At 53.1% G+C, this 14,821-nt stretch carries 16 protein-coding genes; 13 read left to right on the forward strand and 3 right to left on the reverse strand.

The genetic code is table 11. The features are described from left to right. Positions 1-147: 147 nt before the first annotated feature. Positions 148-3,198 (forward strand): TonB-dependent receptor, encoded by a 3,051-nt coding sequence (locus tag ACMAZB_RS03100; protein WP_435219362.1) that lies wholly within the window; start codon positions 148-150, stop codon positions 3,196-3,198. Positions 3,199-3,251: 53 nt separating this feature from the next. Here ACMAZB_RS03100 and ACMAZB_RS03105 read toward each other — a convergent pair whose 3' ends face one another. Then, positions 3,252-4,064 (reverse strand): S1/P1 nuclease, encoded by an 813-nt coding sequence (locus tag ACMAZB_RS03105; RefSeq protein WP_435220121.1) that lies wholly within the window; start codon positions 4,062-4,064, stop codon positions 3,252-3,254. Positions 4,065-4,365: 301 nt separating this feature from the next. Between ACMAZB_RS03105 and ACMAZB_RS03110 the strand changes: the two genes are divergently transcribed. From ACMAZB_RS03110 to modC, 6 genes are all read left to right on the forward strand, one after another. Next, the gene (locus ACMAZB_RS03110; RefSeq protein ID WP_435219363.1) at positions 4,366-4,785 is read left to right on the forward strand and encodes a hypothetical protein; all 420 of its coding nucleotides are present in this window, start codon (positions 4,366-4,368) and stop codon (positions 4,783-4,785) included. Positions 4,786-4,849: 64 nt separating this feature from the next. After that, positions 4,850-6,070 (forward strand): NupC/NupG family nucleoside CNT transporter, encoded by a 1,221-nt coding sequence (locus ACMAZB_RS03115; protein WP_435219364.1) that lies wholly within the window; start codon positions 4,850-4,852, stop codon positions 6,068-6,070. A gap of 3 nt (positions 6,071-6,073) precedes the next feature. Beyond that, a complete protein-coding gene (locus ACMAZB_RS03120; protein ID WP_435219365.1) occupies positions 6,074-6,934 on the forward strand; it encodes a 2OG-Fe(II) oxygenase family protein in 861 nt (286 codons plus the stop codon). A gap of 59 nt (positions 6,935-6,993) precedes the next feature. Next, complete coding sequence (modA, locus tag ACMAZB_RS03125; RefSeq protein WP_435219366.1) at positions 6,994-7,785, forward strand: molybdate ABC transporter substrate-binding protein; 792 nt, start codon at positions 6,994-6,996, stop codon at positions 7,783-7,785. Further along, positions 7,775-8,458, forward strand: coding sequence for a molybdate ABC transporter permease subunit (gene modB / locus ACMAZB_RS03130; protein WP_435219367.1), 684 nt, complete (start codon positions 7,775-7,777; stop codon positions 8,456-8,458). The genes modA and modB overlap by 11 nt, the downstream gene beginning before the upstream one ends. A gap of 4 nt (positions 8,459-8,462) precedes the next feature. Then, positions 8,463-9,542, forward strand: coding sequence for a molybdenum ABC transporter ATP-binding protein (gene modC, locus ACMAZB_RS03135; RefSeq protein ID WP_435219368.1), 1,080 nt, complete (start codon positions 8,463-8,465; stop codon positions 9,540-9,542). Here the strand turns inward: modC and ACMAZB_RS03140 are convergent. Together ACMAZB_RS03140 and ACMAZB_RS03145 are read right to left on the reverse strand one after the other, a co-directional pair. Beyond that, positions 9,534-10,436, reverse strand: a complete 903-nt coding sequence (locus tag ACMAZB_RS03140) for a DMT family transporter (protein ID WP_435219369.1) — start codon at positions 10,434-10,436, stop codon at positions 9,534-9,536. The genes modC and ACMAZB_RS03140 overlap by 9 nt on opposite strands. Positions 10,437-10,456: 20 nt before the next feature. Further along, positions 10,457-10,828 (reverse strand): rhodanese-like domain-containing protein, encoded by a 372-nt coding sequence (locus tag ACMAZB_RS03145; protein WP_435214374.1) that lies wholly within the window; start codon positions 10,826-10,828, stop codon positions 10,457-10,459. Positions 10,829-10,972: 144 nt separating this feature from the next. On the opposite strand from ACMAZB_RS03145, the gene ACMAZB_RS03150 reads away from it, so the two are divergent. The 6 genes from ACMAZB_RS03150 (at position 10,973) to ACMAZB_RS03175 (ending at position 14,821) form a co-directional block, all read left to right on the forward strand. Beyond that, positions 10,973-12,289, forward strand: a complete 1,317-nt coding sequence (locus ACMAZB_RS03150; RefSeq protein WP_435219370.1) for a hypothetical protein — start codon at positions 10,973-10,975, stop codon at positions 12,287-12,289. Positions 12,290-12,389: 100 nt separating this feature from the next. Continuing rightward, on the forward strand, positions 12,390-12,959 hold the full coding sequence (locus tag ACMAZB_RS03155; protein WP_435219371.1) for a DsrE family protein: 570 nt from the start codon (positions 12,390-12,392) through the stop codon (positions 12,957-12,959). Between the two features lie 10 nt (positions 12,960-12,969). Continuing rightward, positions 12,970-13,383 (forward strand): HIT domain-containing protein, encoded by a 414-nt coding sequence (locus tag ACMAZB_RS03160; RefSeq protein WP_435219372.1) that lies wholly within the window; start codon positions 12,970-12,972, stop codon positions 13,381-13,383. After that, the gene (gene dtd / locus ACMAZB_RS03165) at positions 13,380-13,820 is read left to right on the forward strand and encodes a D-aminoacyl-tRNA deacylase (RefSeq protein ID WP_435219373.1); all 441 of its coding nucleotides are present in this window, start codon (positions 13,380-13,382) and stop codon (positions 13,818-13,820) included. The genes ACMAZB_RS03160 and dtd overlap by 4 nt, the downstream gene beginning before the upstream one ends. Positions 13,821-13,823: 3 nt before the next feature. Then, entirely contained in the window at positions 13,824-14,516 is a 693-nt protein-coding gene (locus ACMAZB_RS03170) for an AzlC family ABC transporter permease (RefSeq protein WP_435219374.1), read from the forward strand. Next, positions 14,513-14,821, forward strand: coding sequence for an AzlD domain-containing protein (locus tag ACMAZB_RS03175; protein WP_435214385.1), 309 nt, complete (start codon positions 14,513-14,515; stop codon positions 14,819-14,821). The genes ACMAZB_RS03170 and ACMAZB_RS03175 overlap by 4 nt, the downstream gene beginning before the upstream one ends.

The raw sequence follows: 14,821 nt of genomic DNA on the forward strand, positions 1-14,821 counted from the left end.
AAACATTACGACTGACTGAACAGCAGGAGGAAAAAATGTGTGAAAAGTTGGGCACAATAGGGAACTTTCCATCAAAAACCTTAATTTTTATCGCATCATAGCGCCTCTGTTTATACCTGCGCCTCGCTAACACACCGGAGATTATTCATGTCGTCACCTGTCAAAAGGTTTTTCGCTCGTAAAGCCCTAGTCCGCGCTATTGCTGCGGCTGCGGTGGTCACTGCTACCGGTTTCCACGGCACGGTGTATGCCCAAGAAACGTCAGCCATGGTGCGCGGCAGCGTGACCGATATGTCGGGTGCAGCGGTTGCCGGCGCTGATGTCGTGATTACATCGCAGCGGACTGGTATTGAAAAACGGGTCACGACTGACGAGCGCGGTTATTACTCTGTGAGAGGGCTTCCAGCCGGGGTCACCTATGACGTCAGTGTCGACGCTAATGGGCTGCAAAAGGCCATGACCGATGACCTGCAGCTGGCGGTGGGACAACAAGCGGTTCTCAATTACGCATTGAGTACAGAGGAGGAGGTTATTGTGGTCGGTCAGCGGATCGCTGTGGCTGAAACCGCGATTGGACCGAATGCTGTCTTTGATCTAAAAAGCCTAGAAGATTCCCCCGCCATTAATCGCAACATCACCGATGTCATTCAGCAAGATCCAAGAATTTTCGTCGATCAATCCCGCGGCGATGTCGACGCCATTCAGTGCAACGGCGCCAACCCGCGTTTTAACAGTCTCACTGTTGACGGGATTCGCCTCAACGACGGCTTTGGTCTAAACAGCAATGGGTATCCGACCCAGCGTATGCCTTTTCCCTACGACGCGATTTCTAGTGTGGCAGTAGAGATGGCACCTATGAGTGTTGTCTACGGTGGATTCTCCGCCTGTAACGTCAATGCCGTGACTAAGACCGGCGCCAATGAGCTGTCGGGCTCGGTATTCTTTGATTATGGCTCCGACTCCCTGCGTGGTGACAAGCTTGAGGGCGATAGCATTGAATCTCAGGATTACGAAGAAACCCGTTGGGGTTTTGAGCTCGGGGGGGCATTGATAAAAGATAAGCTGTTCTTTTACGGCGCTTATGAAAAGTACGACGGTGCGGACCTCAATGACCGTGGTTCCATTGGCTCGGGTGCAGTCAATGAGGTGCTGATCTCTCAGGCAGAATTGGATCGTATTTCACAAATCGCCAGCGATGTTTACGGTTATGAAGCGGGTCGAACCGTCGCCGAGGCCTTCGACTTTGAAGACGAGAAATATCTGGCGAAGATTGACTGGTATGCCACGGATACTCAGCGCCTTGCCTTCACCTACATGTATAACGATTCCTTCAACTTTTCGCCCTCAGACGGTGACCTGAACGAATTTGAATTTGATAAGCACTTCTATAAGCGGGGCTCTGAACTCACCTCGTATACCCTCAACTGGTACTCTGATTGGACCGCGAATTTCTCCACCGAAGTGCGCTACTCCATTAGCAACGTAGACTTTCTTCAGCAGTCGGTTTCCGGTCCAGATTTTGGTGAAGTCCAAATTCGCGCCGGTGACGGCGTGACGGTTTATATGGGCCAAGATGACAGCCGTCAAGCCAATGATCTTGAGTGGGATACGGATCAGATGGTATTGCGTGGCTACTATAATTTGGGTGATCACACGATTACTGGTGGCTTCGAAAGAGAGTCTATTGAGGTTTACAACCTGTTTTATCAGCACACTGACACCGAGCTGCGGTTCAACAGTATCGATGACTTTGAAAATGGTTTAGCCGCTCGGGTTTATTACGGTAACGCCCTCAGCAACAACGAGCTCGATGCCGCGGTTGATTGGAGCTACGACGTCAGCAGCTTCTACATTGAAGACAAGTGGCAGCTGACCGACAGCTTATTGCTGACCTTTGGTCTGCGTTATGACTACTACGAAACCGATGATGTGCCAAATGAGAATGCCGATTTTGTGGCTGACTATGGCTTCTCAAATACAGCGACTCTTGACGGCATCGATTTGTTGTTGCCGCGCTTCGGCTTCACCTGGGACGCTTCTGACGCAGTAACGGTTCGCGGCGGGATTGGCTTATTCTCAGGCGGTAATCCGAATGTTTGGTATTCCAACGTCTACTCCAACACCAACACCACGGCAGTACAGACGCAGGACCGTGGTCCCGATCGGGCCGGGGTCGATCTATTTGCCCAAAACTATGTCTACTGTGAAGATACTGCACCCACCTGTGGGCCGGGCTATGGTGTTCCTGAAAACCTTGCAGCGCAGGTTGCGGCAGGGGATGGCAGTAACTTTGAGATTGTTTACCTCGATCCCGACTTTGAAGCACCGACAGAATGGAAGTACGCGCTGGGCGCAACTTGGGAGATGGGCAACGGCTACGTGTTGAGTGCCGACGCTCAAATTACCCGCGGTGAGGACACGGCCATCTACAAACACGGCGATCTTGAATTCACGGGCGAGTTCAACGACTTTGGTAACGGCTATCCGATTTACGACAGTGTTCGAACCTCGTCTTTTGTCTTGACCAACAGTTCCAAAGGCAATGAGTCGGAATCGTTATCGGTGAGTTTGTTCAAGGCCTGGGATTTTGGTCTTGATATGCGCCTTGGCTACGCTTGGACGGATGCCAAAGATGTGAACCCCATGACGTCATCGGTGGCGTTTTCCAACTACGTCAATCGCACGTTCTATGACCCAGAAGAAGAGGTCTTGTCTACGTCAAACTACAATATTGAGCATCGCTTTACCGCAGTGCTCAACTACTCGACCGAATGGTTTGGCAATAACGCCACTCGTTTCACACTCTTTGCCCAAGGTAATTCCGGCTACCCCTACAGCATTACGCTTGAAGGGACTGATGGCACCATTGGGGCCTACGGTTTTACACCCTATCTCGATTTCGTTGACCACGTTCTCGTCGAGCCGGGTACACGTAACCAAGAGGAGGGCAGCAGTTGGTTTAAAGTGGATCTGCGTGTTTCGCAGGAGTTCCCCGGATTTTCTGACGGACACAAGGGCAGTGCCTTCATCGTGGTTGATAACCTCACTAACCTGATCAACGATGATTGGGGGATCATGGAAAAGCCTATCTTCCCTTATGGCGTGACTCAGGATCAGCAGGCTAACGGGCAGGCTCAAACACGCATTGGCGACGCTTCGCTTTGGGAAATTCGCGTGGGCATGAACTACCGGTTCTAGAGGTGCCTGAAGGCTCGGCGAAAAAAGGCGCTCATAAAGCGCCTTTTTTTTGCTCAGCTTTTCGTGCTGAAGGCCCAATCAAGCAGGGCGGCGAGGCGTTTCGCAGCACGATAGATCTGCTGGTCGACCGCGGGACGATTGCTGGTTAAATAATGACTGTCTAGGGCCTGCAGTCTGGTGCCATGGCGGTAATGAACGTTGGGATCGTTAAGTACGGTGAGTGTTTCATCGGCCCAGGCCAAGATCGCTGCCTCAGGGTCCTCCAAGGAGGGCGCTTCGATAGTCTCTAAGCTGGGCGCTTGGCCGCCATCATTTTCGTAGCGAAGAATTAGACCATCCCATATTGCGTGCATGCTGACTGTGTCTCGTTTTTCCTGCAATTGCTTGCCCAGTCCTTCGGGTAGCTGTAACCGATAGGTATTTCCCCCTAAATCGCTGGCGTAGCCCAAATGCAGGGGTTGATGCAGATCACCCACGAGGTGGCCTACCCACAATACGGCTTCACGGCGTTGGTGGGTGGAGCCGTGCTTCATGAGAGAAGTTTGTTCGATCAGCGCAGAGATGATGTCGCCGCCTTTGGGGCGAGGGACCGCGCTGATGCGCCGTGTGTCTGGAGGAGCATTGAGGTAATGCCATGATTTTGTGTCGGGGCGTTTACCTTTAATCTCGTCAGCCCAACTGCACTGCTTTCCCAGTGGCTCATCAAGCAGGTTCGCAAGTGCTGCCCGGGTGGCAGATTGTACTTGCGCCATTGCCAAGTCACAGACTCTCTGGTGTCCATCTTCCCACCATGCCTGTGCAGAACCGCAAAGTAGCGCCGAAAATGCTGTCGCTGCGCAAAATACAGACTTTCTCAGTAGACCCATTGACACTTTTATGACCCCTAAAAAACGGACGGTATACCCTGCCTCAGATCAGCGATTTTTCACAGCAGAATTTAGCATCGAAAGACAAGGGCCAGAAGTCGCTAAAACACTGGCTCACCAGCATCTTGGGGTCGCCCCCGCTAAACCGGCCTTCACGACTCATTGATCAAAACGAGTAGCCGCAAACGAAGCAGCCGTTTTAACGCCAGCGGTGTGGGTTTAATCTGTCATAGGGTATTATTTGACAGCTTGCAGATCCCATTAATTTTCCTCAGCCACCAAGGGGTGCTCGGAGTACACAATGACCGCCCACTATTTTGCGATTTATGATGCTGATGGAACCCTCGCAGGGGAAGTGGGCTATGTCCTAGGGAAGCTCGCGGGTGTACGGCGTTGCGCTTTGTGTGATATCAGTCATGGATGGAACCCCGCGGGCAAGGCAGCGTGGCGCAGAGATTCGGGGTTGTCTTGCCAGCTTAAATGGTTACATCGTGATGAGCAGAGTGCGGCTTTAGCGGCGCATACTACAGACCAACTTCCAGTGGTTGTTGAGCAGCGAGGTGATCGGTTCAGAACGTTGTTGGGGGCCGAGGCGTTGGCTGCTTGCGGCGCTGATTATGAGGTTTTTTTAGGGCTGCTAGAGGCCGCGGTTGCCGCTGGCGAATCGGCTGAGTGTGATGCCTCAATCCCGCGAGAGCCTGACTCGAGTACAGCGGCTTAGTGAGGCAACGCCTGAGAGTGAAAATCCGTAGGGTGAGTTGGTTTTTAGGTTTAAGGCAGAGTTCATGAACAGTCTTTTAGGTATTGGCTTTTTACTCCTAGTGGCATGGCTGCTGTCTTCTAACCGACGGGCGATCAACCTGCGCACCGTGGGCTTAGCCTTCGCACTTCAGGTGCTTATTGGTTACGTCGCTCTGTTTAGCGAATGGGGCCAGGCGGGCCTCAATATTGCCTCCGATCAAATAGCGTCCTTGTTGGGTTTCAGTCGCGCGGGTATCGATTTTATGTTTGGAGGGCTGGTTTCTGTCGACAGCAATCTGGGCTTTATTTTTGCGTTCAGCGTTTTACCGGTGGTGATTTTTTTTAGTGCTTTAATTGCAGTTCTGTATCACATTGGTGTCATGCACTGGATCATCCGAACACTCGGCGGTGCATTAAAAAAGATCTTGGGTACCAGCCATACAGAGTCGCTGTCGGCATCGGCAAATATTTTTGTGGGTCAGGCAGAGGCGCCCTTGGTTGTACGTCCTTACCTCGCCGGCATGACGTCATCTGAGTTGTTTGCCATTATGGTGGGCGGGATGGCGTCGATCGCAGGGTCGGTGATGGCTGGGTATGCCGCTTTGGGTATCCCACTAGAATATCTTCTGGCAGCGTCTTTTATGGCCGCCCCCGGGGGGCTCTTGATGGCGAAGCTAATTGAGCCTGAAACCAATGTTCCTGTACGTCCCGAACGCGGTGAAGGTCCCGAGCGGGACAGTTATATCAATCTTGTTGATGCCGCAGCCAGTGGGGCTATGGATGGGTTTCGCATGGCTGGGGCTATTGCGGCAATGTTAATAGCCTTTATCGGTCTGATTGCCCTAGTCAACGGCCTGTTGGGTTGGGGTGGTTCTCTGGTTGGATTTGCAGATCTTTCATTGGAAGGACTGTTGGGTATTATTTTTAGGCCGCTGGCTTGGCTGTTGGGTGTACCTTGGTCTGAGGCGGCCATGGCGGGAAGCCTGATCGGACAAAAGCTAGTATTGAACGAATTTGTGGCTTATGTCGCTTTTACAGATATCGCTGACCAGTTCTCCCCAGTTGCATCGGCGATCACGATTTTTGCCCTGTGCGGTTTCGCGAATTTATCTTCGATCGCGATTTTATTGGGCGGTTTGGGCGCGATTGCCCCAGTGCGTCGAGATGAAATATCCCGATTTGGATTAAGGGCATTGCTCGCCGCGACGCTCTCCAATTTGATGAGCGCGGCACTCGCCGGTCTCTTTTTGTCATTGGGCGCATAGATCGTGGCGGTCCAACAGTCTGTCATTCCACTGATTTCCTGCAAGGACCCCAATTTCGCCCGTCTCTTTGTCGATTCTTTGCAAGATTATGGCTTCGGTGCTTTGGTCGATCACCCCCTAGACATGGCGCGTGTGCGCACCATTTACGGCGAGTGGCGCGACTACTTTTTAGCGGGTGTGGCCAAAAATTATGTAATGGATCCGGTGCAGCAAGACGGTTATTTTTCCTTGCAGGTGGCGGAGCACGCCAAGGGCAGTACTCAGCGAGATTTTAAAGAGTATTTTCAATATTACTCTTGGGGTCGTTGTCCCCCAGAGCTCAAAACTTGCCTCGCCACTCACTTTCAGCAGGCCGTTGATTTTGCCAGTGAGCTTCTGGCTCACATAGAGCGCGAGGCTCCCCCAGAAGTCATGGCCAATTTGAGTGAGCCCCTGAGCGGTATGATTGAGGGCAGTCGTCAAAGCATGCTGCGGGTGCTGCACTACCCTCCAATGCCTGAAGCCCTGTCGGCCCCTCGGGCCGCCCCTCACGAAGACATTAACTTGCTGACGTTGCTACCGGCGGCAGATGGGCCGGGGCTGGAAATTCGGACACGAGACGGCGAATGGATTAAGGCCCCTAATCAACCGGAACAGCTGCTTGTGAATATCGGCGATATGTTGCAAGAGGTTTTGAGTGGCTGGTTACCCTCTACGACCCACCGGGTGGTTCACAACCCCAAGTCGCAGACCGATGGACGCATGTCGTTACCCTTATTTCTTCACCCGCGTCCTGAGGTAAAGCTGTCGACCCGCTATACCGCAGAAAGCTATCTGCAGGAGCGCTTGGGGGAGTTAGGTGTGCTACCGGCCTCATCTTCTTAAGCCTGCGCTGTGAATCCTTGCTCTGCATATCTATGGTGTTTGGGAATCGAGGTGCAGGTATGACGAGATTACTCGGACGATGGGCTGGGCATTTAGTGCTGCTAGCCTTCAGCCTACACAGTGTGCCCAGTTACGCTGAGGAGCTCATTGAGAGACCCTTGGCGGTTGCTGTGGCGGCGAACTTCGCGGGCGCTGCCGAGCAGTTGGCCGCGAGCTTTACCGAAAAGACCGGTGTGCCGGTCAGACTTGTCATGGGTTCTACGGGCCTGCTTTATGCGCAAATTACTCAGGGTGCGCCTATCGATCTATTTTTGTCAGCAGACACCGAACGTCCTCAGGCATTGGTCGCCAAGAATCTGGGTATTGGCCAGAGTTACGCCATTTACACCCTAGGCAGGCTGGTGTTGTGGGTTCCCGATGGTGAAAATGCTGACCCTGCGGCGTTTTTGACCGCCGCTGACAGTGTGGCTCTGGCCAATCCGTTACTGGCACCTTACGGACGAGCTGCTTCAGACGTCATAGCGCGCTTCCCAACGCAGTCAGCGAACCTGCGGATCGTGAGGGGGCAAAATATTAGCGCGACGTTTACTCAGATCGCATCAGGGGCAGTCCCCGGTGGTTTCGTCGCGCTATCCCAAGTCTTGGCACAAGGCATTCCCCGAGAACAATATCGGGTTATGCCTGAGGACTGGCACCAGCCTATTGAGCAGGCGCTGGTACTCATAAAACATCAAAATCTGCATCCTGCGGCTCAAAGTTTCAGAGGATTTCTGTTATCCGAAAAAGCCTCGGTTATGCTGAGTGCTCAAGGTTATGTGGCAGTGGGGGGTGATCAACAGCATGAATATTGATTGGCAGGCCTTCGTGCTGACTGCGCAGCTGGCTGGGATAACCACGGCGATCCTATTAGTCGTGGCAACGCCGCTGGCCTGGTGGTTGGCGCACTCTCAACGGCCCTGGGTCGGCTGGGTTGAGGCATTGGTTGCCCTGCCTTTGGTATTACCCCCCACGGTGATGGGTTTTTACTTGCTGTTGTTGTTCTCGCCGGGAGGTGGTCCCGGAGCTTGGTGGCTGACTCTGACGGGACAGTCATTGAATTTTAGTTTTACAGGGCTCGTTATTGCATCGGTTATTTATTCCCTGCCCTTCGCGACGCAACCGATTCAAGGCGCGTTTTTAAGTGTTGGCCGGGGGGTTATTGAGGCTGGGGCCACCCTGGGCGCCTCGCCATTAGACCGTTTTTTTCGATTGGTCCTGCCGCTGTCTAGACGCGGGTATCTCACCGCGGCCGTGCTGGTATTTGCGCACACTTTGGGGGAGTTCGGTGTGGTGTTAATGATCGGTGGCAATATCCCCGGGGAGACCCGGGTGGTGTCGGTGGCGCTCTACGAGGCAGTTGAAACCCTCAACTATGGTAGCGCCCACACCATGGCCGCTATTTTGTTGGGAATTTCTTTTGTTGTGCTGCTAGTGGTCTACGGTCTGAATCGTCGTTCCTCCTTCCGCTTGGGATCTGGGGTTTAAAGAGATGACGGCACTACGGGTTGATCTGCAAAGCACCCTCGGTGAATTTTCACTGCAAATTACCGAGCAGTTAAACATTGATACCGTGCTCGGGGTCCTCGGGAATAATGGTGCAGGTAAAACGACCCTGTTGCGGCTTCTTGCCGGATTGGACCAGACGGAACAAGGCGTCATTGAGTTTGGTGGCAGCCCTTGGCTGGATACCTCACGCGGTATCTTTGTGCCGCCACACAAGCGCCGTATAGGAATGGTTTTTCAGGATGCTCGTTTATTCCCCCATCTTACGGTGATGGGTAATTTAGACTTTGCTGCGGATCGCGCCGCGGGGCAGTTACTACCCCATAAGGAAGTGATCAAAACATTGGGCTTGGAGAAGTTGCTTGCGCGCAGCCCCGAAGGCCTCTCGGGAGGAGAGCGGCAGCGGGTGGCACTAGCTAGAGCACTGATGAGTGCCCCCCAGCTTCTGCTAATGGATGAACCACTCTCGGCGGCAGATATGGGCTATCGAATTGAGCTGTTGCCTTATCTACGCCAAGTTATCGATCGTTTCAAAATCCCCACGCTCTACGTCGCTCATACCCTTGATGAATTGACGCAGCTGGCCGATCAGCTACTGGTACTTCGTGGGGGTCGGTGTGCGGCATTGGGTTTGGTAAATGAAGTATTGGCGCAGCTCGATTTACCTGAGGTGGCTGGCAGAAAGGAAGCGAGTTCGATTATCACAGCTCAGGTCACTCGCCATGACCTTGACTATCAGCTGACTTCCCTAAGATTTGGAGGCCAGTCGCTATCGCTATCGGGTTTGGTCGCCAAACCGAACGAGGACGTACGAATTCGGGTCTTTGCCACAGATGTCGCTATTGCTCTAACCAAGCCTCAGGGAATTTCTATTCGCAATGTTTTACCGGCGGTGGTGACGGCTATTCGAGTCGACGTGGCATCGCCTTTTGCCGATGTTTTGGTCGCGGTAGATGGGCAGAGTCTTCGTGTCCGTATGACCCGGGCATCTTTGGATGAAATGAATCTGCGCGAATCTCAGCACGTTTTTGCCCTCCTCAAAACTGCATCTCTCGCTTCAGACTGATGGGTCGTGCGGCCGCCGCCAATGCTGCATAGCGAGCCCCGTCAGAATCATTGCCAACCCTACTAAAGTGGAGCCTTTAATAGCTTCATCCAAAAGCGCCCAAATTAAAATCAAAGAAAGTGGGGGTGACAGAAAGATGAGCGTCGAAATACGCGCCGTGTTTTGGGTCAGCTTCATGGCTTTAAGCCAAAGAATGAAGCTCAGCCCCATTTCGAAAAAACCAATGTATAGGCCGCCTGCCAGAGCTTGCCAGGGCAGATTAACCAAGCTACCGGTGAACCCGGCTAGGGCGAGCAGCACCACAGTGGCAGCCGTGAACCCAACGAATAGGCCTTGAATCGGTGGCGTACTGATTCGTGTGTTGCCTATCCAGTAAAGCGCCCATAAAACCGTTGAGGCCATTGCTAATCCCACGCCTGTGGGGTCGGATAATTCAAAGGACAGCACGTCCCCTCGAGTTGCAATGACAAACACGCCACAGTAGCTGATGGCTGCGCAGCCAACATCCCGCCGTTTTAGCGCCTGCCCCAACAGGGGGGCCGCGAGCACTGGTAGTACCAGCCCCCAAGTGTAATTAATCGCCATAGCTTCTTGTGCTGGCAGTCTGGCATAGGCTCCAAACAGCAAAAGATAATAAAGCGTTGGATTAATTAGACCTAAGGCCGAGAGCCGAAGCCACTCTGAAACTTTGATTTGATTTAGGGTTCCCAGATCACCCGAGAAAAGTAAGATGCCTCCGAGAAAAAGCCATGACGTAACGCTCGCCAGGGTGACCAGAGTCAGAGGCGGGACATAGTCGAGACTTAAATTAAAGGCGGTTGCGACGGTACTCCAAAGTACGACGGCGCCTAAACCAAAAGCCACCGCTCGCCGGTCCGATGGTTCCGGATTCATTGGCGCATAATGCCGGGCGCTTAAGTCGCTGGCGGCTGCTCGAGGGCAGCTGCCAGAAGCAAATAACTTCCGCCATTAGTGACCTGAGTGTAGCCCTCAGCTTGTAAGGCTGCTGTGGCTATGCCAGAGCGATTGCCGCTACGGCAGTACAGCACAAGAGGGGCATCGGCAGGCAGTTCCAGCGCGTTGACCCCGGCGACGATGTCGGTGTGAATAATCGCCAGTGCGCCAGGGAGGGCTCCCTCGGCGATTTCAGCCGGCGCTCTTACATCGATCACGGTGGCACCCTCATGAATCAGTGCCACGGCATACTGCGTGTTCTTGTCAGGCATTTCAGCACCTCCTAGGGCCGGTAATAAAAGGAAGAGCAGTCCAAGAAACGTTGGCTTCATATTGGGTAGGTCTCCTGCAATACACGAGTGGTGGCGTGCCGTTTGTCTGTTCCTAGCGTCTAGGCGCGTACACCTCTGTCCTGACTTGTATTACAACCCTAAAACTGCGAGTTTGGCTATTCTTTTTCCTGTTGGGGTTCGCGAATGCGATCTATATTTTTTGCGGTATCTCTGCTGGCTTGTCATCAAGCGACGGCTTGGTCGGACCATGCCAGCCTGGCGTGGCCCATGTTGCGCACAGATGCCACATTAATGCAGTCACGAGTCGTGGTGGAGCCACTGGATGCCTTTTTAAAGGCTGAGGCTGAGGGTATTGCTGAAGTTCTGACGCGGTTAGAGATCGCAATGATTGAAGGCGACCCAGAATATCCACCGACGCCTGCGCAACTGAGCTTCGATGCTTCAAATAAAAAAGATTTTCGCGGTCGGTTTATTGATGCTCTCAGAATCAGCCCGCGGTTAGATTACGGGCTGTACCGCCAAGTTATGGCCGGCGATGTCATCTCGCCTGACAGTGAAACTCTGGGCTGGTCAGACCTCTCTTATCTACCCAGCGGAGACTCGGCACAGGAGCGCATCTATTTGCCGCTGACTCCGGGGACACGCGTTAGCCCCGCTTATATTTTGGCCAGCGCCAGTGACGAGCCTGATCTTGGCATGGATGTGGGGCTTTATAGTAATAACGACACCGACGTGGGAGCTCGATACGGGCTTGGGGAGCAACCTTTTGGTAATCCCAATCTTCCTTATGGCTCTCAGGCACCGCTGCACATGGGTTTTTACCATTTAGACGCGGTGACTGAACTTGCGCAGCCAAGTCTCAAGCGAACGTTGCCGCTATGGCGGATAAAACAATATGAAGAGTTAGCTCGCTTGGCTTTTGCCAGTGGGCATGAATATTGGGGTTGGCGATTTATGGGTTGGGCGCTGCATTACGTTGGCGACCTAACGCAGCCTTACCATACAGATCCGTTGCCGGGGGTCGATTTGTTGTCTGCGTTGTGGTCGGTTGTGATGGGCGAGACGAATGACCTGATTCAACTTGTCTCCAATCGACATGGCGTGCTGGAGTCTTATCAATACCGTCGAGTGCTGGCGCTTATGCACGAGGGTGCCTGGCAGGCGCCGTTGCTTTTGGCCATTTCAGAGCCTCAGACTGCGTGCTTCACTCCGGAGGGCGTTGTGTCAGATTTGACGGCTCAGTCAGTGGCATTAGGCCCGGGTTTAGATGAGGTCCTGTCAAAGCGAGTGCCTCCGCTTTATGTGAGTGATCCTAGCTTTGAATGGGTGGGCTATGAATTCGAGGCTGATGTGGTTGCACTGATCAGTGCTCAGGGAGGCGACGCTGCCATCCAAGCCCTAGATAACGAGTTGCGAGGCCACCTTCGACGTTTTTCGTACTATTTACAGGGCTGGATTACCCATACAAGAGCCTTGGAGCGCGGTGCAGATCAGTCTTGATCGCCACGCCGACTTCTCACCTCGTAGGAGGTGGTGAGGTCGTATTATGGATAAAGTTTAGTAACATGCGCTGCCGACGACCGGTGGGTGAGGAGTAACGATGCTGTTGAGACATTTAATATTGGCGATTTGCTGTTCTGGAGGTATGGCCTTATCGGCAGGTATCTTTGCTCAGGAAGAGGAGACCCGAAAAGCGCCGGTGATGGGCCCAGCGATCCCCGATTTCGGCCCCGTTTTAACCCCTCCGGCAGGATTTTACAGTTTGGACCCAGATACGCGCTACAAGGTGTCTATTGATATCGGGAAAACCGCAGATTTTCCCGGAGATAGAAACCTTAAGCTCACCTCTGTGGCGCGGTTCCTTAATATGTATGCGCAGCAGGGCATTCCTCAGGAAAACATTGAGTTTTCGGTTGTTGTGCACGGCATGGCCGCCAATGACTTATTGTCTGATGAGGCTTATCAGGCGCGGTTCAATGACCCCAATCCCAACACTGAGTTGCTGAACCAACTGCATAAGGCCGGGGTTAAGATTTACCTTTGCGGCCAAACAGTAGCCTTTAGAAACATTGAATGGAGTGAGATACGACCTGACATCATCGTGGCCTTGTCAGCCATGGGGGCTCACGTGCGTTTGCAGCACGAGGGCTATACCTTAATCCCGTTTTAGGCTTGGGACGATGGCTGGCTTTGAGCTCGATTCGCGTTTAGCCGCGGATACCCATCTCGTGGCCCGCTGGGGGCTCAGTGATGTGCTTCTTATGGATGACGCGCGATTCCCTTGGCTCATACTCGTGCCGCGGATTCCCGGGGTTACAGAGTGGTTTGATCTGGGCGCGGACGCGCGGGTAGCGCTACTCAACGAAACCCTCTTGCTGGGGGAGGCTGTGCAAGCATTCTTCAACGCTGAGAAAATAAATACGGCGGCTTTGGGTAATGTCGTTTCGCAGCTGCATGTACATGTTGTGGCACGTTACACCCGCGATCACGCATGGCCGGCACCGGTATGGGGTATTGGCACGCCAGAGCCCTACGACAGTGGGTCGCTTATAAGCACCATTGACCGTCTGCGTCTGGAGTTGCCTCGATTGTGAAGTGTTTAGTTCAACGAGTTACTGAAGCCGCAGTTGAGGTAGCGGGTGAGCGCGTTGGAGTCATTGGCTCGGGCCTTTTGGTGCTCGTTGGCGTCGAAAAAAAGGACGATAACGACAAAATCGAGCGTATGGCGGAACGTCTCCTCGGCTACCGATTGTTTGGCGATAACGAAGATCGTATGAATAGGTCCATACGCGATGTGGCGGGAGATCTACTACTGGTTTCTCAATTCACCTTGGCTGCCGACACCAAAAAAGGCACGCGTCCAAGTTTCTCCAGTGCTGCGGAGCCTGCAATCGCTCGTGCTTTATTTGACGAGTTTGTGGAATTAATACGCGCACAGCACGCGGGTCACATTGCAACAGGACGCTTCGGCGCCAATATGCAGGTGATTCTGGTCAATGACGGCCCTGTTACTTTTTTATTAGAAACCTGAGTGATGCCTGAGTCTCATAGCTTTCAACACCATTACGGTCGGCGCGGATTCCTCGATGCATTGGTTTTGGTGATACCTGCCATCCCCTTTGCTTTGGTTTTTGGTTTGGCGGTGCGGGAGTCCGGGATGGCGATCTGGCTGGGCTGGAGTTCATCTCCCGTTATGTTCTCGGGTGCGGCGCAAATTACACTGATCACGCTTTTGGGAGAGGGCGCGTCTGTTGCTGCTGCGGCTACTGCGGCACTGGTGGTGGGTGCTAGGCATCTTTTTTATTCGTTCTCTATGGCGCCGGTCATGCAGCTGCAGCCGCGGTGGTTTCGATGGTTGGCACCTTACATGCTGGTTGATCAGGTATTTGCGCTGTGCGTGGGTAAGCAAGAGCTGCCAGCTTCCGATTTCCGCCAATACTATCTGGCGGCGGGTATTACGTTTTGGATGTTTTGGATGACCTTTACAGCCTTAGGTCTGTTTGTCGGGCCAGTATTACCTGAGGGCTTAGATATTAGCTTTGCAACGCCGGTTTTATTCATGGGGCTTTTGGCCACCACGATTAACAGCTGGCAAAAAGCCGTGGTTGCGATCTTCGCCATGTTGGTCACTTTTTTGTTGGCTGACATGCCCAATCGGAGTGGACTTCTGGTTGCTGCCTTAGCCGGGTTACTGCTGGGGTTGCTACTTGAGCGTTTTCGCCGATGACGATTATGTTAACTATTTTGATCATGGGTCTGGGCAGCTACGCGATGCGCGCTGTCTTTATTTTATTGTTGTCTAATCACACCTTTCCACCCTTGGCTCTGAAGGCATTGGAATATGTCGGACCTGCTGTCATGGCTGCTTTGGTAATGACAATGCTACTGAGCCCTGAGGGTGGGCATGGACCCAAAGTTTACGAGTGGGCAGGGCTGGCCACAGCCGCAGTTGTTGCACTTCTTACCCGAAACCACATTTACGTCTTAGTAACGGCTATGGGTGTGTATTGGGGCTTGGGTTATTTAATGTGA

It is taken from the genome of Luminiphilus sp. nBUS_07, from assembly GCF_051201685.1.
Classification (GTDB): Bacteria; Pseudomonadota; Gammaproteobacteria; order Pseudomonadales; family Halieaceae; genus Luminiphilus.

Excerpts from the sequence above, each read along its gene's own strand:
- ACMAZB_RS03100 (WP_435219362.1), top strand. The coding sequence starts at position 148 with ATGTCGTCACCTGTCAAAAGGTTTTTCGCTCGTAAAGCCCTAGTCCGC.
- ACMAZB_RS03105 (WP_435220121.1), bottom strand. The coding sequence starts at position 4,064 with ATGGGTCTACTGAGAAAGTCTGTATTTTGCGCAGCGACAGCATTTTCG.
- ACMAZB_RS03110 (WP_435219363.1), top strand. The coding sequence starts at position 4,366 with ATGACCGCCCACTATTTTGCGATTTATGATGCTGATGGAACCCTCGCA.
- ACMAZB_RS03115 (WP_435219364.1), top strand. The coding sequence starts at position 4,850 with ATGAACAGTCTTTTAGGTATTGGCTTTTTACTCCTAGTGGCATGGCTG.
- modA (WP_435219366.1), top strand. The coding sequence starts at position 6,994 with ATGACGAGATTACTCGGACGATGGGCTGGGCATTTAGTGCTGCTAGCC.
- modB (WP_435219367.1), top strand. The coding sequence starts at position 7,775 with ATGAATATTGATTGGCAGGCCTTCGTGCTGACTGCGCAGCTGGCTGGG.
- modC (WP_435219368.1), top strand. The coding sequence starts at position 8,463 with ATGACGGCACTACGGGTTGATCTGCAAAGCACCCTCGGTGAATTTTCA.
- ACMAZB_RS03140 (WP_435219369.1), bottom strand. The coding sequence starts at position 10,436 with ATGAATCCGGAACCATCGGACCGGCGAGCGGTGGCTTTTGGTTTAGGC.
- ACMAZB_RS03145 (WP_435214374.1), bottom strand. The coding sequence starts at position 10,828 with ATGAAGCCAACGTTTCTTGGACTGCTCTTCCTTTTATTACCGGCCCTA.
- ACMAZB_RS03150 (WP_435219370.1), top strand. The coding sequence starts at position 10,973 with ATGCGATCTATATTTTTTGCGGTATCTCTGCTGGCTTGTCATCAAGCG.
- ACMAZB_RS03155 (WP_435219371.1), top strand. The coding sequence starts at position 12,390 with ATGCTGTTGAGACATTTAATATTGGCGATTTGCTGTTCTGGAGGTATG.
- ACMAZB_RS03160 (WP_435219372.1), top strand. The coding sequence starts at position 12,970 with ATGGCTGGCTTTGAGCTCGATTCGCGTTTAGCCGCGGATACCCATCTC.
- ACMAZB_RS03170 (WP_435219374.1), top strand. The coding sequence starts at position 13,824 with ATGCCTGAGTCTCATAGCTTTCAACACCATTACGGTCGGCGCGGATTC.
- ACMAZB_RS03175 (WP_435214385.1), top strand. The coding sequence starts at position 14,513 with ATGACGATTATGTTAACTATTTTGATCATGGGTCTGGGCAGCTACGCG.